Below are 22,194 nucleotides of genomic sequence, written 5' to 3'. Positions count from 1 at the left end.
GATGCCAGAAGGCCGGCATCATAGCGTGCTGTGCCGCACCTCGCAGGCGCATGGTGGCGAATGCGACTAAGCTTTTGCTCGTACGCGATATAACCTCTTCACGGACAGTACCGCCATGGGTGCCCCCGAGCAGTCCTCATCCGCAGTTGCTGAAGTTGCAGACGCGGTGGCGTCGCCTCAGCGTTACCGGGCCCCGGCGGCGAGCAGACGCCGCATCTGGCGCGTACGCGCAGGCTTTTCCGTGCTGCTGCTGGCCGCGGCTGTGGGTATCGGCTGGCTGGCGGCGCGCGAGGCGCGCACCTCCGAATGGCAGGCGCGCCTGCTCGGCGACTGGTCGGCGCGACTCAAGTATCAGGTCGAGCCCGGCCCCAGCGACGCCATCCGCTTTCCCTCGCAAGGCCCCTTCGACCAGCGCCTGGGCTACGTCGGCCTGCCCGAGTTCATCCGCCGCCTGAGCGCCCAGGGCTTCGTGGTGGAGCGCCAGGCACGCTTCTCGCCGGCGCTGCTGGACTACACCGACCGCGGCCTGTACCCGCCCTACCGCGAGAAGACCCACGCCGGGCTGGACATCACCGACTGCCGCGGCCAGCCGATGTTCGGCTTCCGCCACCCGCAGCGCCACTATGACCGCTTCCGCGACATCCCGCCGCTGGCGGTGGCCAGCCTGCTGTTCATCGAGAACCGCCACCTGCTCGATACCGACCAGCCGCAGCAGAACCCGGCGGTGGACTGGCCGCGCTTCGCCATGGCGGCCTGGACCCAGCTGGCCAGCCGGCTGCACGCCGACACCGACAGCGCCGGCGGCAGCACCCTGGCCACGCAGATCGAGAAGTTCCGCCACTCGCCGGAGGGGCGCACGCCCAACGCGCCGGAGAAACTGCGCCAGATGCTCTCGGCGAGCATCCGCGCCTACCGCGACGGCAGCTCGACCCTGCCGCTGCGCCGGCAGATCGTCCACGACTACATCAACAGCGTGCCGCTGTCGGCCGCCGCCGGCTACGGCGAGGTGCACGGGCTGGGCGACGGGCTGTGGGTATGGTTCGGCGCCGACTTCGCCCAGGCCAACCGCGCGCTGGCCGGCGGCGAGGACGTCACCCTCGCCGAACAGGGCCTGGCCCTGCGCCAGGTGCTGGCCCTGATGATCGCCCAGCGCCGGCCGTCCTGGTACCTCACCGACGGCCGCGCCGAACTGGCCGAGCTGACCGACAGCCATCTGCGCGTGCTGGCCGGCGCCGGGGTGATCACCCCGGCGCTGCGCGATGCCGCGCTGGGCCAGCAGCTGAGCTTCCGCAATCCGGCCACCGACCCGGCGCTGCCGCCGGTGGCCTCCGACAAGGGCATCAACGCCATCCGCACCCGCCTGGTGCGCAGCCTCGGCCTGCCGCTGTACGACCTCGACCGCCTCGACCTGTCGGTCGACGCCACGCTGAATCAGCCGCTGCAGCAGGCGGTCAGCGACTACCTCGAGAAACTCGCCGACCCGGCCGTCGCCGAGCAGGTCGGACTGTTCGGCGAGCGCCTGCTCAGCCCCGAACTGACCGCCGACGTGCGCTACAGCTTCACCCTGTTCGAGCGCGGCGCCAACGGCAACCGCGTGCGCGTGCAGACCGACACCACCGGCCAGCCGTTCGACATCAACGAGGGCAGCAAGCTGGAGCTGGGCTCCACCGCCAAGCTGCGGGTGCTCGCCACCTACCTGGAGATGGTCGCCGAACTGCACCAGAAAAATTCCGGCAAGACGCCCGCCGAGCTGCGCCGGCTGTACCAGGAAGCCAACGAGCGCGACAACCTCAGCCTCTGGGCGCTGGACTGGCTGCGGGCCAATCCGCAGGCCAGCCTGACGCAGATGCTCGACGCCGCACTGGATCGCAAGTACTCGGCCAGCCCCGGCGAGACCTTCTTCACCGGCGGCGGCGCCCATGTGTTCAGCAACTTCCGCCGCGAGGACAACGGCCGCATGGCCACGGTGCGCGAATCGCTGCGCGAGTCGCTCAACCTGCCGTTCGTGCGCATCCTGCGCGACGTGGTGCGCTACAGCACCTACCAGATGCCCAACAGCGTGCAGATGCTCACCGACGACCAGTACCCGCCGCGCCAGGAATACCTGACCCGCTTCGCCGACAAGGAGGGCACGGTGTTCCTGCTGCGCTTCTGGCGCAAGTATCGCGACAAGGCGCCCCAGGAGATGTTCGACACCCTGATCGAGGGGCTCAGCCTGTACCCGTCGCGCCTGGCCGCGATCCACCGCTACCTCTACCCCGATGCCAGCCTGGAGGAGTTCCGCCAGGTGATGAAGACCCACCTCGGCAAGCAGATGCCGCCGCCGAAGAAGCTCGAGGAACAGTACTACCGCTACGGTCCGGACGCCTTCAACCTGCCGGACCAGGGCTACATCGCCCGGGTGCACCCGCTGGAGCTGTGGCTGATCAGCTATCGCATGCAGAACCCGCAGGCCAAGTTCGACGAGGTGGTCGCCGCCAGCCGCGACGAGCGCCAGGAGGTCTATGGCTGGCTGTTCAAGAGCCGCCACCGCAGCGCCCGCGACAGCCGCATGCGCACCATGATCGAGGTCGAGGCATTCACCGACCTGCACCAGCGCTGGGCCAGGCTCGGCTTCCCGTTCGACCACATGGTGCCGTCGCTGGCCAGCGCGCTGGGCAGCTCGGGCGACCGCCCGGCGGCGCTGGCCGAACTGATGGGCATCATCCAGAACGACGGCATGCGCCTGCCGACCGTGCGCATCGACAACCTCGACTTCGCCATCGCCACGCCCTACGAGACCCGCCTGGAGCGCCAGCAGACCAGCGGCGAACGGGTGATGCGTCCGGAAGTGGCCGCCGCCCTGCGCAGCGCACTCGCCGACGTGGTGGAGAACGGCACCGCTCGCCGGCTCAAGGGCGTGCTGCAACAGCAGGATGGCCAGCCGATGGTGGTCGGCGGCAAGACCGGCACCGGCGACAACCGCATCGAGACGGTGACGCGCAGCGGCTGGGTGACCAGTTCGACGGCACGCAACCGCACCGCCACCTTCGTGTTCTTCCTCGGCCCGCGCCACTTCGGTACCCTCACCGCCTATGTCGCCGGCGAGAAGTCCGCGCGCTTCCGCTTCACCTCGGCGCTGCCGGTGCAGGCCCTCAAGGGCATGCTGCCGCTGCTGCAGCCCTACCTGCTGGCCGAGGCCACCGCCTGCCACGCACCGGAGCGAGAGGCCAGCGTCGAACCGCGCCTGCACGCCCTGCAGAACCACCGATAAGGAAGCCTCCGTGATCCCCAGCCTTCCCGGGCTGCGCCGTGCGCTCGGCCTGAGCCTCGGCCTGCTCGTCGCAGCCTGCACCCACCAGCCGAGCCCCGAACCCTTGCCCCGCCCGTCCCAGCCGGAGGCGGCCAGCGGCTGGCAGGCCAAGCCGGGCTGGCAGCTGCAGCGCCAGGCGGTGGCCGCCGCCAACCCGCTGGCTGCCGAGGCCGGCCGGCAGATCCTCGCCGCCGGTGGCAGTGCGCTGGACGCCGCGATCGCCGTGCAGATGGTGCTCGGCCTGGTCGAGCCGCAGTCCAGCGGCCTGGGCGGCGGCGCCTTCCTGCTGCACTGGGACGGCCAGCGGCTGGACGCCTGGGACGGCCGCGAGACCGCCCCGCAGGCCGCCGACGAGGCACTGTTCCTGACTGCCGGGGGCCGGCCGATGGCCTTCATGGAGGCGGTGGTCGGCGGCCGCGCGGTGGGCGTGCCCGGCGTACTGAAGATGCTCGAGGCGGCGCACCGCGCCCATGGCCGCCTGCCCTGGGCAACGCTGTTCGCGCCGGCCATCGAGCTGGCCGAGCAGGGCTTCGCGGTCAGCCCGCGCCTGCACCAGTTGCTCGCCGCCGACGCGCACCTGCGCCGCGATCCGGCCGCGGCTGCCTTCTACTACCGGGCCGACGGCTCGCCGCTGCCGGTCGGTCACGTCCTGCGCAATCCGGCACTGGCCGCGGTGCTGCGCGACATCGCCCGCGACGGCAGCGCGGCCTTCTACCAGGGGGCGGTCGCCCGCGACATCGTCCGGCGGGTGCGCCAGCATCCCGGCAACCCCGGCCGCCTGCAACTGGCCGACCTGCAGGCCTACCGGCCGCTGCGCCGCGAGGCGCTGTGCCAGCTGTGGCTGGCGCAGTACCGGGTGTGCGGCTTTCCGCCGCCCTCCTCCGGGCTGATCACCCAGATGCAGATCCTCGGCCTGCTCGAACAGTTGCCGAAGCCTGTTCCGCCGCTGGAAGACGGCCGCCCCTCGGCCGAATTCCTGCACCGCTACAGCGAGGCGGCCAAGCTGGCCTTCGCCGACCGCGCCCAGTACCTCGCCGACCCCGCCTTCGTGCAGCCGCCGGCCGGCGACTGGCGCAGCCTGCTGGCCCCCGCCTACCTCAAGCAGCGCGCCAGCCTGATCGGCGAGCGCAGCATGGCCAGCGCCAGCCACGGCGTGCCCGGCGGCGCGCCGCTGGCCTGGGCGCCGCAGGCGGATCAGGAGGAGTACGGCACCAGCCACATCAGCATCGTCGACGCCCGCGGCAACGCGCTGGCGATGACCAGCAGCATCGAACAGGCCTTCGGCGCCCGCCTGCTCAGCGACGGCGGCAGCGGCCTGCCCGGCGGCTTCCTGCTCAACAACCAGCTCACCGACTTCGCCCTGGCCCCGCGCGACGGCGAAGGCCGGCCGGTGGCCAACCGCGTCGAGCCGGGCAAGCGCCCGCGCTCGAGCATGAGCCCGACCCTGGTGTTCGACGCGAAAGGCGGCCGACTGCTGGCCAGCCTGGGCGCACCTGGTGGCGCGGGGATCATCCACTTCAATGCCAAGACCCTGCTCGGCCTCTACCAGTGGCGGCTGGACGCCCAGCGCGCCATCGACCTGCCCAACTTCACCAACTTCAACGGCCCGACCGTGCTGGAGGCCGGGCGTTTCCCCCCGGCCACCCTCGACGCCCTGCGCGCCAGGGGCCACCAGGTCAGCGAAGGCGAGCTGCCCAGCGGCCTGCAGGCCATCCAGCGCAATGCCCGCGGCTGGTTCGGCGGCGCCGATCCACGCCGCGAGGGCGTGGTGCTGGGCGAGTGAGGCGCCTTCAGGCCTGCGTGGTGGACGACTGCCGCGCGCCGGCCGTCTCGACCCGGTTGCGACCCTGCTGCTTGGCGCGGTAGAGCATTTCGTCGGCGCACTTGAGCACCTGATCGATGCCGCTGCCGTCCTGCGGCCAGTGCGCAACGCCGAGAGAGATGGTGATCCGGCCGACCGGTTCGATCAGCGTTTGCTCGACCAAGGCACGCAGGCGCTCGGCCACCTGCGTGGCCACCTCGACGCTGGCGTTGGGTAGCAGCATCAGGAACTCCTCGCCGCCGACCCGGCACAGCACGTCGCTCTCGCGGGAAGACTCGCCCATCAGGCGTGCCAGCTCCTGCAGCACGCGGTCGCCGACATCGTGGCCGTGGTTGTCGTTGACCCGCTTGAAGTGATCGATATCCAGCGCCACCACAGCGAAGGGGCGCTGCTCGCCGCGCCACAGCGCGACGGCCAGTTCCAGCCCGCGGCGGTTGTGCAGCCCGGTCAGCGGATCGGTCTGCACATCGCGGCGCAGCCGGCCGATAGTGCCGTGCAGCAGGCCGATGCCGACCAGCATGGCGCGCTTGAGTTCGGATGATTCGAAATACCAGGAGCGCACCCCCTCGATGCGCGCGGCGGTGCCAGGTCGATCCATGTCTCGGGCGCTATCGGCCAGTTGCCACAAGGGCCGCGAGATCAGCCGGGCGAACCACCAGATGCACAGTGCGGTCAGCAGCGCCAGCGGCAGGATATTGCGCAGTACGCCGAGCATCAGGCCATCGAGCCCGGCCAGGGTCGCCGCGGTCGGGCGCTGGGCGACGATGCCCCAGCCCGCCTGCGGTACGCCGGCATAGCCGGCCAGCACATCGATGCCCTGGCTGTTATACACGCGCATGTTCCCCTCCCCACCGGCGATCACCGCATCGATCACCGGGTTGTCGCCCACCTGGGTGCCGACTCGCTCGGGCTGCGGGTGGTAGAGCAGGCGCCGGTTGGCATCGACCACGTACAGGTAGGAGCCGTCGCGATGGTAGTGCTCGCCGATCAGCCGGTTGAGGATGCTGGTCTGCTTGAGGTAAATGGTGCCGCCGATGTAACCCAGGTAGCGGCCGGCAGGATCGCGCACCGGATGGGAAATGAACACCAGCAGGTTGCCACGTAGCGACAGGTAGGGCGCGCTGACCAGCGGCCGGCGCTCGCGCAGCGCCTCGACGGCGCCGGGCGTATCCAGCTGGCGCCCGAGGATCTGCAAGGTATCGGGCGAGGTGGCCAGCACCCGCCCCGTGGCATCGACGAACGCTACAGAGTTGAAGCTGTCGGTCTGCAGGCGCAGCCTCTGGGCCTCGGCATCCAGGTAGGCCGCATCGTCGTAGCGCGTGGCCAGCAGCTCGGCGCTGTAGGCCAGTTGCTGCTGGGCAGAGTCGAGGAAGTCGCCGACGCTGCCGGCCAGCTTGGCCGCATAGGCGTGGTTACTTTCCAGCGTGTTGTCGATCAGCATCTGGCGCTGCACGCGGTAGCTGGCATACAAACTATTGGTCAGAGTCACCAGCGCGCTGAGGATTGCCAGCAGCAGGATCAACCGGCGCAGATCCACACGAAATAAAGGTGCAACGGACATGCGCGAAGCCTCCAAGTCCCTGGCAATGGAAAGGGGCGGCATTCTACGCGCAATAAAGCACCTTAAAAAATGTGCCAACAACATAGCAGCGAAGGTCGGTCATGCCCCCCGCACCTGGATCATCGCCTGCATACCCTACGGCACCGTGAAATATGCGGCAGCACCGCCCTCAGCGCTTTTCGCGCGGCAGGCGCACGTAGAGCGCCTCGACCTTCTCCCGCGCCCAGGGCGTGCGGCGCAGGAAGGTCAGGCTCGACTTGATGCTGGGATTGGCCTTGAAGCAGCGGATGTCGATGCGCTGGGCGAGACCGTCCCAGCCGTAGTGCGCCACCAGTTCGGTGAGCAGGGCTTCGAGGGTGACGCCGTGCAGCGGATTCTTCGGGGTGTCGGTCATGGTCGGCCCGTGCAGAGGAAAGGAGCCGCGCAGCATAGCGCAGGGGCCTGGCGGCGAATAAAAAAAGCCCGCGTCTGCCATAACGCGGGCTGAAAACACGGACAGGGTCCGTGCCTGGTTGACGGTTCCGGCCGCACTGAGGGGAGCGACCGGGTCCGCTAGCTAATCAGATGTGGGCGTCGCGGTATTCCTTCTCGGCCTCGTCGAAGCGCTTGAGCATGGCGGCCGACGGCGCGCTGCCGATGCGGCTGAAGATCAGGATGCCCAGGGTGCAGAGGATGAAGCCCGGGATGATCTCGTACAGGCCGGTCCAGCCGAAGAAGTTCTTCCACAGCACCACGGTCACCGCGCCGAGCAGCATGCCGGCCAGCGCGCCGTTGCGGGTCATGCCCTTCCACAGCAGGGAGAAGATCACCACCGGGCCGAAGGCGGCGCCGAAGCCGGCCCAGGCGTAGGACACCAGGCCGAGCACCTTGCTCTCCGGGTTGGAGGCGATGGCGATGGCGATCACCGCGACCAGCAGCACCATGGCGCGGCCGACCCAGACCAGCTCGGTCTGGCTGGCGCCCTTGCGGAAGAAGGCCTTGTAGAAGTCCTCGGTCAGGGCACTGGAGCAGACCAGCAGCTGGCAGCTGAGGGTCGACATCACCGCGGCGAGGATGGCGGAGAGCAGCACGCCGGCGACCCACGGGTTGAACAGGATCTTCGCCAGTTCGATGAACACGCGCTCGGGGTTCTCGTTGACCGCCACGCCCAGCTCCGGATGGGCGGAGAAGTAGGCGATGCCGAAGAAGCCCACGGCCACCGCGCCGGCCAGGCAGAAGATCATCCAGGCCATGGAGATGCGGCGGGCGTTGGGGATCGACTTGACCGAGTCGGCAGCCATGAAGCGCGCCAGGATGTGCGGCTGGCCGAAATAGCCCAGGCCCCAGGCCATCAGCGAGATCACGCCGATGAAGCTGGCGCCCTTGAGCATGTCGAAGCTGGTGGCGTCCTTCAGCTCGATGGCGGCGAAGGTCGGATCGATGCCGCCGGTGGCGACCATGACGATGATCGGGGTGAGGATCAGCGCGAAGATCATCAGGCTGGCCTGCACGGTGTCGGTCCAGCTCACCGCGAGGAAGCCGCCGACGAAGGTGTAGGCGATGGTGGCGGCGGCGCCGGCCCACAGCGCGGTCTCGTAGGAGATGCCGAAGGTGCTCTCGAACAGGCGCGCGCCGGCGACCACGCCGGAGGCGCAGTAGATGGTGAAGAACACCAGGATCACCACCGCGGAGAAGATGCGCAGCACGCGGCTGTTGTCCTCGAAGCGGTTGGTGAAGTAGTCCGGCAGGGTCAGGGCGTTGCCGTTGTGCTCGGTCTGCACGCGCAGGCGGCCGGCGACGAACAGCCAGTTGAGGTAGGCGCCGACGATCAGGCCGATGGCGATCCAGCTCTCCGACAGGCCGGACAGGTAGACCGCGCCGGGCAGGCCCATCAGCAGCCAGCCGCTCATGTCGGAGGCGCCGGCGGACAGCGCGGTGACGAAGCTGCCGAGGCTGCGCCCGCCGAGGATGTAGTCGGAAAGGTTGTTGGTGGAGCGATAGGCGATGAAACCGATCAGCACCATCGCCGCGATGTAGATCACGAAGGTGATCAGGGTCGGGTTGGTCATGCTCATGAGGGGGATCCCATGCGGTTGTTATTGGTCTGGAACTCGTTCGACTGCCACCCCGGATAACCGGGTTGCACCCTCGATGACGATAATCTAGGCAAAGCCCAGTGAAAGGTGCAACCAATTTCCGGCAGAAGGTTTTACTTTTTTGCCGATTCGAGGAAGAAAAGCCTAAATTGCTCCTTTTTGTAGCATTTTCATCCCGCCTCACCCCGCCGCAGTGCAGAAAAGTAACACTCCACACCCCACCAACCACTACGCTCGTCGCCTTGAAAGGCCTACAGGTTGCACCGGGTTGCACCTTGCATTTTTTCGTGTTTAATCTTCCATGTGCTTTGCAGCGCTTCACCCAAATATAGGACAAGCCATGGCCACCACCACTCTCGGCGTCAAACTCGACGAAGCCACCCGCGAACGCCTCAAGCAGGCCGCCCAGCGCATCGACCGTACCCCGCACTGGCTGATCAAGCAGGCGATCTTCAGCTACCTCGAGCAGATCGAGAGCGGCATGACCCCGGCCGAGCACAACGGCCTCGCCGTCGCCGCCGGCGAGGAGCCGCTGGAGGCGCTGACCGAACAGGGCCTGCAGGTGTTCCTCGACTTCGCCGAGAGCATCCTGCCGCAGTCGGTGCTGCGCGCCTCGATCACCGCCGCCTACCGCCGCCCGGAAACCGAGGCGGTGCCGATGCTCCTCGAGCAGGCGCGCATGCCCCGCGAGCTGTCCGAGGCCAGCCAGAAGCTGGCGCTGAACCTCGCCGAGAAGCTGCGCAACCAGAAGAGCGCCGGCGGTCGTCAGGGCCTGGTGCAGGGCCTTCTGCAGGAGTTCTCGCTGTCCTCGCAGGAGGGCGTGGCGCTGATGTGCCTGGCCGAGGCGCTGCTGCGCATCCCCGACAAGGCCACCCGCGACGCGCTGATCCGCGACAAGATCAGCAACGGCAACTGGAGCCAGCACCTGGGCCAGAGCCCGTCGATGTTCGTCAACGCGGCGAGCTGGGGCCTGCTGATCACCGGCAAGCTGGTGTCCACCCACACCGAGAGCGGCATGACCGCCGCCCTGAACCGCATCATCGGCAAGAGCGGCGAGCCGGTGATCCGCAAGGGCGTGGACATGGCCATGCGCCTGATGGGCGAGCAGTTCGTCACTGGCGAGACCATCGCCGAGGCGCTGGCCAACGCCGCCAGCCTGGAGGCCAAGGGCTTCCGCTACTCCTACGACATGCTCGGCGAGGCGGCGCTGACCGAGGAGGACGCCAAGCGCTACCTGGCGTCCTACGAGCAGGCCATCCACGCCATCGGCAAGGCCTCCCACGGCCGCGGCATCTACGAGGGCCCGGGCATCTCCATCAAGCTGTCCGCGCTGCACCCGCGCTACAGCCGCGCCCAGTACGAGCGGGTGATGGAGGAGCTGTACCCGACCCTGCTCGGTCTGACCCAGCTGGCCAGGCAGTACGACATCGGCATCAACATCGACGCCGAGGAGGCCGACCGCCTGGAGCTGTCGCTGGACCTGCTCGAGCGCCTGTGCTTCGAGCCGTCGCTGGCCGGCTGGAACGGCATCGGCTTCGTCATCCAGGCCTACCAGAAGCGCTGCCCGTACGTGATCGACTACGTCATCGACCTGGCCAAGCGCAGCCGCCACCGCCTGATGATCCGCCTGGTCAAGGGCGCCTACTGGGACAGCGAGATCAAGCGCGCCCAGGTCGAGGGCCTGGAGGGCTTCCCGGTGTACACCCGCAAGCCGTACACCGACCTGTCCTACATCGCCTGCGCGCGCAAGCTGCTGGCGGTGCCGGAGGCGATCTACCCGCAGTTCGCCACCCACAACGCCCACTCGCTGGCGGCCATCTACAACCTCGCCGGGCAGAACTACTACCCCGGCCAGTACGAGTTCCAGTGCCTGCACGGCATGGGCGAGCCGCTCTACGAGCAGGTGGTCGGCAAGGTCGCCGACGGCAAGCTGAACCGTCCGTGCCGCATCTACGCGCCGGTGGGCAGCCACGAGACGCTGCTGGCCTACCTGGTGCGCCGCCTGCTGGAGAACGGCGCCAACACCTCGTTCGTCAACCGCATCGCCGACCACAGCATCTCGCTGAAGGACCTGGTCGAGGACCCGGTGGTGCAGGTCGAGCAGATGGCCGCCCAGGAAGGCACCCTCGGCCTGCCGCATCCGCGCATCCCGCTGCCGCGCACTCTGTACGGCGAGGCGCGGGTCAACTCCAGCGGCATCGACCTGGCCAATGAGCACCGTCTCGGCTCGCTGTCCTCGGCGCTGCTGGCCAGCGTCAACAACGAATACCGCGCCCAGCCGCTGCTCGGCTGCGACGCCGCGGCGCCCGGCGAGGCGCAGCCGGTGAGGAACCCCGCCGACCACCGCGACGTGGTCGGCCAGGTGTTCGAGGCCAGCGTGGCGGACGTGCGCAGCGCCGTGCTGTGCGCGGTGTCCAGCGGGCAGATCTGGCAGTCCACCCTGCCGGCCGAGCGCGCCGCCGTGCTGGAGCGCGCCGCCGACCAGATGGAGGCCGAGATCCAGCAGCTGATGGGCCTCTTGGTCCGCGAGTCCGGCAAGACCTTCGCCAACGCCATCGCCGAGGTGCGCGAGGCGGTCGACTTCCTGCGCTACTACGCCGCGCAGGCGCGCAACCACTTCTCCAACGACAGCCACCGCCCGCTGGGCCCGGTGGTGTGCATCAGCCCGTGGAACTTCCCGCTGGCGATCTTCAGCGGTCAGGTGGCCGCGGCGCTGGCCGCCGGCAACACCGTGCTGGCCAAGCCGGCCGAGCAGACCCCGCTGATCGCCGCCCAGGCGGTGCGCATCCTCCTCGAGGCCGGCGTGCCGGCCGGCGCCGTGCAGCTGCTGCCGGGCCGCGGCGAGACCGTGGGCGCCGCACTGATCGCCGACGAGCGCATCCGCGGGGTGATGTTCACCGGCTCCACCGAGGTCGCCGGGATCATCCAGCGCAACCTCGCCGGCCGTCTCGACGCCCAGGGCCGCACCATCCCGCTGATCGCCGAGACCGGCGGACAGAACGCCATGATCGTCGACTCCTCGGCGCTCACCGAGCAGGTGGTGGTCGACGTTATCGCCTCCGCCTTCGACAGCGCCGGCCAGCGCTGCTCGGCGCTGCGCGTGCTGTGCGTGCAGGAGGACGTCGCCGACCGCGTGCTGGCGATGCTCAAGGGCGCCATGGCCGAGTACAGCCTGGGCAACCCGGAGCGCCTCGACACCGACATCGGTCCGGTGATCGACGAAGAGGCCAAGGCCAACATCGAGCGGCACATCCAGGCCATGCGCGACAAGGGCCGCAAGGTGCACCAGCTGTCTCGCGCCAACGGCGCGGACATCCGGCGCGGCACCTTCGTGATGCCGACCCTGATCGAGCTGGAGAGCTTCGACGAACTCAAGCGCGAGATCTTCGGCCCGGTGCTGCACGTGGTGCGCTACCCTCGCGCCGAGCTGGCCACCCTGCTCGATTCGATCAACGCCAGCGGCTACGGCCTGACCCTGGGCGTGCACACCCGCATCGACGAGACCATCGCCCAGGTGGTCGACTCGGCCCGCGTCGGCAACCTCTACGTCAACCGCAACATGGTCGGCGCAGTGGTCGGCGTGCAGCCGTTCGGCGGCGAGGGCCTGTCCGGCACCGGCCCGAAGGCCGGCGGCCCGCTGTACCTGTACCGCCTGCTCGCCACCCGTCCGCAGGACGCGGTCAGCCGCCAGCTGCAGGACGGCGAGGGGCAGCGCGCGGACGCCCGCGGCCCGGCCTTCCCGGCCCTGCTGGAATGGGCGCGCAAGCAGCAGCCCGAACTCGCCGCGCTGGCCGAGCGCTACGCCAGCCTGGCGCAGAGCGGCCTGACCCAGGTGCTGAGCGGCCCGACCGGCGAGCGCAACACCTACAGCCTGCTGCCGCGCGAGCGGGTGCTGTGCCTGGCCGACGACGAGGGCGACCTGCTCGCCCAGCTGGCCGCCGTGCTCGCGGTGGGCTGTCGCGTGCTGTGGGCGGACAACGCCGCCAGCCGCAAGCTGCTCGCCCAGCTGCCCCTGGCGGTCCAGCAGCGCATCCAGCTGGTCGGCGACTGGGCCTCCTGCGAGCTGGGCTTCGACGCCATCCTCCACCACGGCGACTCCGACCAGCTGCGCGAGGTCTGCCAGCTGGCCGCCAAGCGCCCGGGGGCGATCGTCGGCGTCAACGGCCTGGGCCGGGGCGACACCGACATCCCGCTGGAGCGCCTGCTGATCGAGCACGCCCTGAGCGTCAACACCGCCGCCGCCGGCGGCAACGCCAGCCTGATGACTATCGGCTGATCCCTCCCTGCCCTGCTGACGACCGCCGGCCTTGCGCCGGCGGTCGCACTTCCGGCCCGGCCCCGCCGCGCCGCACCGGCGCCCTCCGCCCCTCCCCGATGCCCCGCGCCGCCCGCCGGCACGGTTGAAATGCCCTCCCGCGGCCCCATGTAGGCACAAATCCCGACTGTGCAGGAACCCCTTCATGAGCGAGCAGGACATCCCTCACGAGATCGTCGACGACGACAGCGCGGCCAGCACCGGCCTGGTGCTGCAGGGCCAGACGCTGCCGGACAAGCTGTACATCATGCCGGTGCACAACCGGCCGTTCTTCCCCGCCCAGGTGCTGCCGATCATGGTCAACCCCGAGCACTGGGCGGAAACCCTCAAGCGCGTGGCGAAGACCGACCACCACTGCGTGGCGCTGTTCTACATGGACAATCCCCCGGAGAGCGCCGAGGACTTCGACCCCGACAGCCTGCCCGAGCACGGCACCGTGGTGCGCGTGCACCATGCCAGCAAGCAGGACGACAGCCTGCAGTTCGTCGCCCAGGGCCTGGCGCGGGTGCGCATCCGCGGCTGGCTGAGCCGCAAGCCGCCCTACCTGGTGGAGGTCGACTACCCGCGCACGCCGGCCGATCCCAGCGACGAGGTGAAGGCCTACGGCATGGCGCTGATCAACGCGATCAAGGAGCTGCTGCCGCTCAATCCGCTGTACAGCGAGGAGCTGAAGAACTACCTGAACCGCTTCAGCCCCAACGACCCGTCGCCCTTGACCGACTTCGCCGCGGCGCTGACCACAGCGCCGGGCAGCGACCTGCAGGCGGTGCTGGACACCGTGCCGGTGCTCAAGCGCATGGAGAAGGTGCTGCCGCTGCTGCGCCGCGAAGTGGAGGTGGCGCGCCTGCAGAACGAGATCAGCGCCGAGGTCAACAGCACCATCGGCAAGCGCCAGCGCGAGTTCTTCCTGCGCGAGCAGCTCAAGGTGATCCAGAAGGAGCTGGGCATCACCAAGGACGACAGGAGCGCCGATGCCGAGGAGTTCCGCAAGCGCCTGGAGGGCAAGACCCTGCCGGCGCAAGCGCAGAAACGCATCGACGAGGAGCTGAACAAGCTGTCGGTGCTGGAGACCGGCTCGCCGGAGTATGCGGTGACGCGCAACTACCTGGACTGGGCCACCAGCGTGCCCTGGGGCGTGCTGGGCAAGGACAGGCTCGATCTGGCGCGCGCGCGCAAGGTGCTGGACAGGCACCACGCCGGCATGGAGGACATCAAGCAGCGGATCATCGAGTTCCTCGCCGTCGGCGCCTTCAAGGGCGAGATCGCCGGCTCCATCGTCCTGCTGGTCGGCCCGCCCGGGGTGGGCAAGACCAGCATCGGCAAGTCGATCGCCGAATCCCTCGGCCGGCCGTTCTATCGCTTCTCGGTCGGCGGCATGCGCGACGAGGCGGAGATCAAGGGCCACCGCCGCACCTACATCGGCGCGCTGCCCGGCAAGCTGGTGCAGGCGCTCAAGGAAGTCGAGGTGATGAACCCGGTGATCATGCTCGACGAGATCGACAAGATGGGCGCCAGCTACCAGGGCGACCCGGCCTCGGCGCTGCTGGAGACCCTCGATCCGGAGCAGAACGTCGAGTTCCTCGACCACTACCTGGACCTGCGCCTGGACCTGTCCAAGGTGCTGTTCGTCTGCACCGCCAACACCCTCGACTCGATCCCGGGCCCCCTGCTCGACCGCATGGAGGTGATCCGCCTGTCCGGCTACATCGCCGAGGAGAAGCTGGCCATCGCCAAGCGCCACCTGTGGCCGCGCCAGCTGGACAAGGCCGGCGTGCCGAAGCAGCGCCTGGCGATCAGCGATGCCGCACTCAAGGCGGTGATCGAGGGCTACGCCCGCGAGGCCGGGGTGCGCCAGCTGGAGAAGCAGCTCGGCAAGGTCGTGCGCAAGGCGGTGGTGAAGCTGCTGGAGGATCCGGTGGCCAGGGTCAGGGTCGGCCCGAAGGATCTCGAGGACTACCTGGGCATGCCGCTGTTCCGCCGGGAGAAGCACCTGGAAGGCGTCGGGGTGATCACCGGGCTGGCCTGGACCAGCCTGGGCGGCGCCACCCTGCCGATCGAGGCGACGCGCATCCATACCCTCAACCGCGGCTTCAAGCTGACCGGCAAGCTCGGCGAGGTGATGAAGGAGTCGGCGGAGATCGCCTACAGCTACGTCAGCTCGCACCTGAAGAAGTTCAAGGGCGACCCGACCTTCTTCGATCAGGCCTTCGTCCACCTGCACGTGCCGGAGGGCGCCACGCCCAAGGACGGCCCCAGCGCCGGCATCAGCATGGCCAGCGCCCTGCTCTCCCTGGCGCGCCACCAGCCGCCGAAGAAGAACGTGGCGATGACCGGCGAGCTGACCCTCACCGGCCAGGTGCTGGCCATCGGCGGGGTGCGCGAGAAGGTGATCGCCGCGCGGCGGCAGAAGATCTGGGAGCTGATCCTGCCCGAAGCCAACCGCGGCGATTTCGAGGAATTGCCGGACTACCTCAGGGAAGGCCTGACCGTGCACTTCGCCGAGCGCTTCGCCGACGTCGCCAGGGTGCTGTTCCCCGCCGAGTGAGCCGTGCCGCGGCGCGGTTGCACGCCACCGCGCCGCGATGCCCGCAAGCGGAAGTGCATATCCATCGGCTAGGCTATGCCCAAGCACACTGCCACGGGAACCTGCCCATGCCGCCCCGCTTCTCCCTGCACCTGCTGCCGCTGGCGGCGACCACCCTGCTCGCCGCCTGCGCGCACCAGGCGCCGGGCACCCTGGAACTGGACGACCAGCAGCGCCACTGCGATCCGCTCGAACTGCGCGCCGGCCAGACGTTCGACCTGCGCCTGCCGAGCAACCCCACCACCGGCTTTCGCTGGGTGCTGCGCGACAGCGGCGCGCCGGCGCTCCGCCTGCTCGGCCCGGAGGTCTACACCACCCCCGAGGACGCCGGCCTGGTGGGCAGCGCCGGGGTGTCGACCTGGCGCTTCCGCGCCGTCAGCCGCGGCGAGGGCCAGTTGACCCTGGACTACCGACGGCCCTGGGAAGAGGGCGTGGCCGCGGAGCGGACCTTCGCCTGCCGGATCAGCATCCGCTGACCTTCGCCGCTCGTCCCGCCAGGCAGCGCCCCCCTGCCAGATCGCCTATAGGAATAGGGACAGGCTTCATCATGTGGGGGTGCAATATGAACCTGTACGGGCGGCCGCATGCACTGGCCCTGCTGGTGCTGCTTTCCGGTTGCAGCGGCCTGCTTCCCAGCGAGCGCGCCGAGATCGTCTCACCGTTTCGCGACTATCTGGATGCCGAGGGGCGCTACCAGCAGGCGCAGCCCGGAGTCACCAGGCGTCCCGAACTGTTCTCCCTCGGCTTCGACCCGGTGATCAACGGCAACGGTCGCACCCTGTCGTTCCTCGATGTGCGCATGATGTTCGTGCAGCCGAACGTGCCCATCGACTACCTGCCGGACAGCCTGGTGACCTGCCTGCAGGCCAAGGAGCGCTGCAGCGGCTACGCCTTCGAGTTCAACCAGACCGACACCCAGCGCACCGGCAGCTTCTGGGCCGACGTGCTCAACTTCCGCAAGAACCGCGAGGTGCGGGGCTGGGCGTTCCGCGCGGTGTTCGTGCTGGTGGACGACACCCTGGTGCACAAGGTCAGCAACGGCGAGCCGCAGATCCGCCGCCTGCAGGTCGAGCGCAACCCGCTGGGACCGCTGCAGGGCGCCGGCGAGTACTTTTCCGACCAGCTGAGGTGACGGGGCTGCGAGCGACCCGGCCGCTCCGCTAGAATGGCCGGCTTTCCCATGCCGGAAGCCTGCCGTGAAGCAGACCCCAGACCGCATCTACGCCACCCCCCAGGAACAGGTCGCCGACTTCGTGTTCAACGAGGCGGTGGTGCGCGTGTTCCCCGACATGATCAAGCGCTCGGTGCCGGGTTATCCGACCATCGTCGAGAACCTCGGGGTGATCGCCGGGCAGTTCGCCCAGCCGCACAGCGCCCTCTACGATCTGGGCTGCTCGCTCGGCGCAGTCAGCCAGGCGCTGCGCCGCCACGTGCAGGCCGAGGGTTGCCGGGTGGTCGCGGTGGACAACTCCAGCGCCATGGTCGAGCGCTGCCGCGAGTACCTGCACGCCCAGGACTCGATGTTCCAGGAACTGCTGCCGGTCGAGGTGCTCGAGGCCGACATCTGCCGGCTCGAGTTCCAGAGCGCCTCGGTGGTGGCGCTGAACTTCACTCTGCAGTTCATCCCGCGCGAGCAGCGCCTCGACCTGCTCACCCGCATCCGCCAGGCGCTGCTGCCCGGCGGCGCGCTGATCCTCTCGGAGAAGCTGCGCTTCGAGGATGCCGAGGAACACGCCCTGCTCGGCGATCTGCACATCGCCTTCAAGCGCGCCAATGGCTACAGCGAGCTGGAGATCGCCCAGAAACGCAGCGCCATCGAGAACGTGATGAAGCCGGACAGCCTCGCCGAGCACCGCGAGCGCCTCGCCGCTGCCGGCTTCTCGACAGTCATTCCCTGGTTCCAATGTCTCAACTTCGCCTCGCTGATCGCCCTGCCATGACCGACCTCGCCACCCGCGCCGACCTTCCCGCCCTGCTCGACCGCCTGCGCGGCACGCCGCTGGCCGCCTGGGCCGCCACCCTGCCCGACCTGCTGGCCGCCAAGCTGGCCGCCGGCCATGGCGACCTGCCGCGCTGGCAGGCGGCGGTGGATGCCCTGCCGCCGCTGGCGGTCGAGCGCCGCGAACTGGCCGAGGCGTTCTTCCTCGACGGCACCTGCAGCGCCGGGCAACGCGCCATGCTGGAACAGGCGCTCAGGGGTCTGATCCCCTGGCGCAAGGGGCCATTCGAGCTGTTCGGCGTGCACGTCGACACCGAGTGGCATTCGGACTGGAAGTGGACGCGCGTGGCCCCGCACCTGGACCTGGCCGGCAAGCGCGTGCTGGATGTCGGCTGCGGCAACGGCTACTACCAGTGGCGCATGCTCGGCGCCGGCGCCGACTGCGTGGTGGGCGTCGACCCCAACTGGCTGTTCTTCTGCCAGTTCCTGGCGATGAAGAACTACCTGCCCGAGCTGCCCGCCTGGCATCTGCCGCTGGCCCTGGAGGAGCTGCCGGAAAAGCTGGAAGGCTTCGACACGGTGTTCTCCATGGGCGTGCTCTACCACCGCCGCTCGCCCATCGACCACCTGCTGGCGCTCAAGGACTGCCTGGTGCGCGGCGGCGAGCTGGTGCTGGAGACCCTGGTGGTGGACGGCGACGTGAACACCGTGCTGGTCCCCGAGGACCGCTACGCGCAGATGCGCAACGTCTGGTTCCTGCCCTCGGTGCCGGCGCTGGAGCTGTGGCTGCGCCGCGCCGGCTTCAGTGAAGTGCGCTGCGTCGACGTCAGCGTCACCAGCGTCGAGGAACAGCGCTCCACCGAGTGGATGAAATTCCAGTCGCTGCCCGAGTTCCTCGATGCGCAGGACCGCAGCCGCACCGTGGAAGGCCTGCCGGCGCCGACGCGCGCCGTGCTGCTGGCGCGCAAGCCGTAGAAGAGGTTGATGGCTCCCACGCTCCCGCATGGGAACCCGGGCCTGGGCGCTCCGCACCCATGAGACGCAGAGCGTCCCCGGATGCGTGCCCACGCCGGAGCGTGGGCACGATCAACCCAGGTCTCAGCGACGCTCAGCCGCCGCGACGATCAGCGCCTTCATCTCCGCCACCGCCTGCTTGAAGCCGACGAACAGCGCATGGGCGACGATGGCGTGGCCGATGTTCAGCTCGTTGATGCCACGGATGGCGGCGACCGCCTCGGCGTTGTGGTAGTGCAGCCCGTGGCCGGCATTGACGATCAGGCCGTGACTCAGGCCGCACTCGACGCCGTCGCGGATGCGCGCCAGCTCGGCGGCCATCTCCGCCTGCGTGTGGGCATCGGCGTAGCGGCCGGTGTGCAGCTCGATGGCCGGCGCGCCGATGCGTGCGGCCGCCTCGATCTGCCGCGGGTCGGCGTCGATGAACAGCGACACCTCGCAGCCGACCGCCGCCAGGCGCTCCACCGCCGCCCTGATGCGCGCCTCCTGGCCGAGCACGTCGAGACCGCCCTCGGTGGTCAGCTCCTGGCGGGTTTCCGGCACGAAGCAGGCGTGCGCCGGGCGGATCTGCTCGGCGAAGGCGAGCATCTCCTCGGTGACGCCCATCTCGAAGTTCATCCGCGTCTGCAGCACCTCGGCCAGCACGCGCACGTCGCGGTCCTGGATGTGCCGACGGTCCTCGCGCAGGTGCACGGTGATGCCGTCGGCGCCGGCTTCCTCGGCGTCCAGCGCGGCCTTCACCGGGTCCGGATAGCGGGTGCCGCGCGCCTGGCGCAGGGTGGCGATGTGATCGATGTTGACACCCAGCAGGATGCGGTTGGCTTCAGTCACGACGGGACTCCTTGCGATTGATGAACAGCTCGCGGCTGGCCAGCGGCCGACCGCCCAGATGCGGCGCCAGCGCCTGGCGCATCAGCCGCTTGGCCGCGGCCAGGGCTCCCGGCGTCTGCCAGTCGGCCGCCGCCAGCGCCAGCAGCTCGCGGCCGTGGAACAGGCCGGGCTGCCACTGCGCGATGACCTGGAAACCGACCTCCGGCAGCCACTGGTACAGCGCCGCGGCCTCGACCGGCTGCCCCCGGCAGTCGCGGTCGAGGGCGAAACCATAGCCCAGATCGTCCAGCAGGCGCCATTCGAAGGCGCGCAGCAACGGCTCCAGCGGCCGCCCGGCAGCCAGCGCGGCCAGGGTCGCGGCATAGTGCTCGAACAGCGCGGGATGCGGATCTTCCGCCGGCAGCAGGCGCACCAGCAGTTCGTTGAGGTAGAGGCCACTGAACAGCGCGTCGCCGCTCAGCAGATGGGGAATGCCGCCCGCCTCCAAGCGCGCCACCGTCTTCAGCTCGCCCAGCCCGCGCAGCTCCAGCTCCAGCGCCAGGAACGGCCGCGCCAGGCTGCCGCTCTTGCCGCGCGCACCGCGCAGCACCGCGCGCAGGCGACCCTCGGCGGTGAGGAAGTCCACCAGGGCACTGGTTTCCTTGTAGGGGCGGGAGTGCAGGACGAAGGCGGGACGAGAGGCGGCGATCATGTCGACCGTAGGGTGCGCCATGCGCACCGGCGAAAGCGAGGACAACGGTACAGGTGCGCAGGGCGCACCCTACCGGAACGGTGGCAATCGTCGGTCAGAGATCGCCGTAACCGAGAGAACGCAGGGCGCGCTCGTCGTCGGACCAGCCGCTCTTCACCTTGACCCACAGGTTGAGCATGACCTTGCTGCCGAACAGCTCTTCCATGTCGCGGCGGGCGTCCTGGCCGATGCGCTTGATGCGCTCGCCCTTGTCGCCGATGATGATCTTCTTCTGCCCGTCGCGCTCGACCAGGATCAGCGCGTGGATGTGCAGCACGCGGCCCTGCTGCTGGAACTGCTCGATCTCCACGGTGACCTGGTAGGGCACCTCGGCGCCGAGCTGGCGCATGACCTTCTCGCGTACCAGTTCGGCGGCGAGGAAGCGCGAGCTGCGATCGGTCAGCTGATCTTCCTCGAAGAAGTGCTCACCTTCGGGCAGGTGCTTGGCCACCAGTTGCTCAAGGGTGTCGAGGTTCTGCCCGTGCTGCGCGGAGATCGGCACGATCTCCGCGTTGGGCAGCTGCTCTTCCAGCCACTTGAGGTGCGGCAGCAACTCGGCCTTGTCCTCGAGGCGGTCGATCTTGTTGACCACCAGCAGCAGCGGGCCTTCGACGAACTTGACCCGGTCGAGCACCATCTGGTCCTCGTCGGTCCAGCGCGTACGGTCGACGACGAAGATCACCACGTCCACGTCCTTCAGCGCCGCGCTGGCGCTGCGGTTCATGTAGCGGTTGAGCGCCTTGTCGTTGTCCTTGTGCATGCCGGGGGTGTCGACGTAGATCGCCTGCACCGCACCCTCGGTCTTGATGCCGAGCAGGGTGTGGCGGGTGGTCTGCGGCTTGCGCGAGGTGATCGCCAGCTTCTGGCCGAGGATGTGATTGAGCAGGGTCGACTTGCCGACGTTCGGCCGTCCGACGATGGCCACGTAGCCGCAGCGGCTGGCCTGGGATTCAGTCATTGCCATTCTCCACGCCCAGGGCCACCAGTGCCGCCGCGGCCGCCACCTGTTCGGCGATGCGGCGGCTGGCACCCTGGCCACGGGTCTTTTCATTGAGCAGGGCAATTTCGCATTCGACGAAGAAGGTACGACAATGCGGTTCGCCCTGGATATCCACCACATCGTAGCGCGGCAGTTCGCAGCCACGCGATTGCAGGAACTCCTGCAGGCGGGTTTTCGGATCCTTGTTGGTGTCGACCAGGGTCAGCTCGTCGAAGTAGGGCTCCAGCCAGGCCAGCACGCGGTCGCGCGCCGAATCCATGCCGGTGTCCAGGTAGATGGCGCCGATCAGCGCCTCGGTGGCGTCGGCGAGGATCGACTCGCGACGGAAACCGCCGCTCTTCAGCTCGCCGGAGCCCAGGCGCAGGTACTCGCCCAGGTCGAAGGCCCGGGCCAGCCGGGCCAGGGTCTCGCCCTTGACCAGCCGCGCGCGCAGGCGCGACAGCTGGCCCTCGCGGGCCTGCGGGAAACGCTTGAACAGCGCCTCGCCGACCACGAAGTTGAGGATGGCATCGCCGAGGAATTCCAGCCGCTCGTTGTTGCGGCCGGCGAAACTGCGGTGGGTCAGGGCCACGACCATCAGGTTCTGGTCCTGGAATTGATAGCCGAGCTGGCGCTCGAGTCGTTGCAGAGGGTTACTCACGGGGCACGGACACGGTATTCGCGGTCGAAGTGGACGACCAGGTCAAGGTTCTCGATCAGCGGTTCGCGCTTCTCGTATTTGAGATGGACATAGAACTCGTTGTTCTCCATGCGCACGTCCATCACCTCGCGCAGGTCGAGATCGCGGATGTTGTTGACCTGGGTGCCGCGGCTCACGTGTGCGTAGAAGTCGCCGGGCGAGCGGATCTCCAGAGCCTTTTCGCTCTCCACCCCGGTGACGATCTTCTGCAGGGAAAGGAAGTCGAAGTAGTGCGGCAGGACCTTGAACGCCACGCTGGCGAAGAACGCCGCCACGCAGAAGACCACCAGCCAGCTCACCATCGACAGACCTTTCTGCGAACGCGCAAATCCCATGATCAACCTCGTATCCG

At 68.9% G+C, this 22,194-nt stretch carries 16 protein-coding genes; 8 read left to right on the top strand and 8 right to left on the bottom strand.

All coding sequences use genetic code 11. The features are described from left to right. Positions 1 to 115 precede the first annotated feature (115 nt). Together SK095_RS20800 and SK095_RS20795 are read left to right on the top strand one after the other, a co-directional pair. The gene (locus SK095_RS20800) at positions 116 to 3,253 is read left to right on the top strand and encodes a transglycosylase domain-containing protein (protein ID WP_320547373.1); all 3,138 of its coding nucleotides are present in this window, start codon (positions 116 to 118) and stop codon (positions 3,251 to 3,253) included. A 10-nt stretch (positions 3,254 to 3,263) separates the two neighbouring features. Further along, a complete protein-coding gene (locus SK095_RS20795) occupies positions 3,264 to 5,075 on the top strand; it encodes a gamma-glutamyltransferase family protein (protein WP_320547372.1) in 1,812 nt (603 codons plus the stop codon). Positions 5,076 to 5,082: 7 nt separating this feature from the next. Here SK095_RS20795 and SK095_RS20790 read toward each other — a convergent pair whose 3' ends face one another. The 3 genes from SK095_RS20790 to putP form a co-directional block, all read right to left on the bottom strand. After that, positions 5,083 to 6,675 (bottom strand): sensor domain-containing diguanylate cyclase, encoded by a 1,593-nt coding sequence (locus SK095_RS20790; protein WP_320547371.1) that lies wholly within the window; start codon positions 6,673 to 6,675, stop codon positions 5,083 to 5,085. A gap of 169 nt (positions 6,676 to 6,844) precedes the next feature. Next, the gene (locus SK095_RS20785; protein ID WP_320547370.1) at positions 6,845 to 7,069 is read right to left on the bottom strand and encodes a VF530 family protein; all 225 of its coding nucleotides are present in this window, start codon (positions 7,067 to 7,069) and stop codon (positions 6,845 to 6,847) included. A gap of 166 nt (positions 7,070 to 7,235) precedes the next feature. Continuing rightward, positions 7,236 to 8,729 (bottom strand): sodium/proline symporter PutP, encoded by a 1,494-nt coding sequence (putP, locus tag SK095_RS20780; RefSeq protein ID WP_320547369.1) that lies wholly within the window; start codon positions 8,727 to 8,729, stop codon positions 7,236 to 7,238. Between the two features lie 361 nt (positions 8,730 to 9,090). On the opposite strand from putP, the gene putA reads away from it, so the two are divergent. The 6 genes from putA to cmoB all read left to right on the top strand — a co-directional run bounded on the left by putA (position 9,091) and on the right by cmoB (position 18,563). Further along, a complete protein-coding gene (gene putA, locus SK095_RS20775) occupies positions 9,091 to 13,026 on the top strand; it encodes a trifunctional transcriptional regulator/proline dehydrogenase/L-glutamate gamma-semialdehyde dehydrogenase (protein WP_320547368.1) in 3,936 nt (1,311 codons plus the stop codon). Between the two features lie 184 nt (positions 13,027 to 13,210). Continuing rightward, entirely contained in the window at positions 13,211 to 15,610 is a 2,400-nt protein-coding gene (gene lon, locus SK095_RS20770; protein ID WP_320547367.1) for an endopeptidase La, read from the top strand. Positions 15,611 to 15,717: 107 nt separating this feature from the next. Continuing rightward, positions 15,718 to 16,125 (top strand): protease inhibitor I42 family protein, encoded by a 408-nt coding sequence (locus tag SK095_RS20765; RefSeq protein ID WP_136488806.1) that lies wholly within the window; start codon positions 15,718 to 15,720, stop codon positions 16,123 to 16,125. Between the two features lie 86 nt (positions 16,126 to 16,211). Continuing rightward, positions 16,212 to 16,781, top strand: coding sequence for a hypothetical protein (locus SK095_RS20760; protein ID WP_201485369.1), 570 nt, complete (start codon positions 16,212 to 16,214; stop codon positions 16,779 to 16,781). Positions 16,782 to 16,845: 64 nt separating this feature from the next. Then, positions 16,846 to 17,589 (top strand): carboxy-S-adenosyl-L-methionine synthase CmoA, encoded by a 744-nt coding sequence (gene cmoA / locus SK095_RS20755; RefSeq protein ID WP_320547366.1) that lies wholly within the window; start codon positions 16,846 to 16,848, stop codon positions 17,587 to 17,589. Beyond that, positions 17,586 to 18,563, top strand: coding sequence for a tRNA 5-methoxyuridine(34)/uridine 5-oxyacetic acid(34) synthase CmoB (gene cmoB, locus SK095_RS20750; protein ID WP_136488803.1), 978 nt, complete (start codon positions 17,586 to 17,588; stop codon positions 18,561 to 18,563). The genes cmoA and cmoB overlap by 4 nt, the downstream gene beginning before the upstream one ends. Before the next feature lie 123 nt (positions 18,564 to 18,686). On the opposite strand, the gene pdxJ is transcribed toward cmoB, so the two are convergent. From pdxJ to SK095_RS20725, 5 genes are all read right to left on the bottom strand, one after another. Beyond that, positions 18,687 to 19,433, bottom strand: coding sequence for a pyridoxine 5'-phosphate synthase (gene pdxJ / locus SK095_RS20745; RefSeq protein WP_320547365.1), 747 nt, complete (start codon positions 19,431 to 19,433; stop codon positions 18,687 to 18,689). Next, entirely contained in the window at positions 19,426 to 20,124 is a 699-nt protein-coding gene (gene recO / locus SK095_RS20740; protein ID WP_136488835.1) for a DNA repair protein RecO, read from the bottom strand. The genes pdxJ and recO overlap by 8 nt, the downstream gene beginning before the upstream one ends. Positions 20,125 to 20,218: 94 nt before the next feature. Then, complete coding sequence (era, locus tag SK095_RS20735; RefSeq protein ID WP_136488801.1) at positions 20,219 to 21,121, bottom strand: GTPase Era; 903 nt, start codon at positions 21,119 to 21,121, stop codon at positions 20,219 to 20,221. Then, a complete protein-coding gene (gene rnc, locus SK095_RS20730) occupies positions 21,114 to 21,803 on the bottom strand; it encodes a ribonuclease III (RefSeq protein WP_136488800.1) in 690 nt (229 codons plus the stop codon). The genes era and rnc overlap by 8 nt, the downstream gene beginning before the upstream one ends. Next, positions 21,800 to 22,177, bottom strand: coding sequence for a DUF4845 domain-containing protein (locus SK095_RS20725; RefSeq protein ID WP_320547364.1), 378 nt, complete (start codon positions 22,175 to 22,177; stop codon positions 21,800 to 21,802). The genes rnc and SK095_RS20725 overlap by 4 nt, the downstream gene beginning before the upstream one ends. Positions 22,178 to 22,194 lie beyond the last annotated feature (17 nt).

This window comes from Pseudomonas sp. AN-1 (assembly GCF_034057115.1).
Lineage (GTDB): Bacteria > Pseudomonadota > Gammaproteobacteria > Pseudomonadales > Pseudomonadaceae > Geopseudomonas.
Note: the sequence above shows the minus strand (reverse complement) of the source record. Positions and strands in the feature narration are given on the sequence as shown.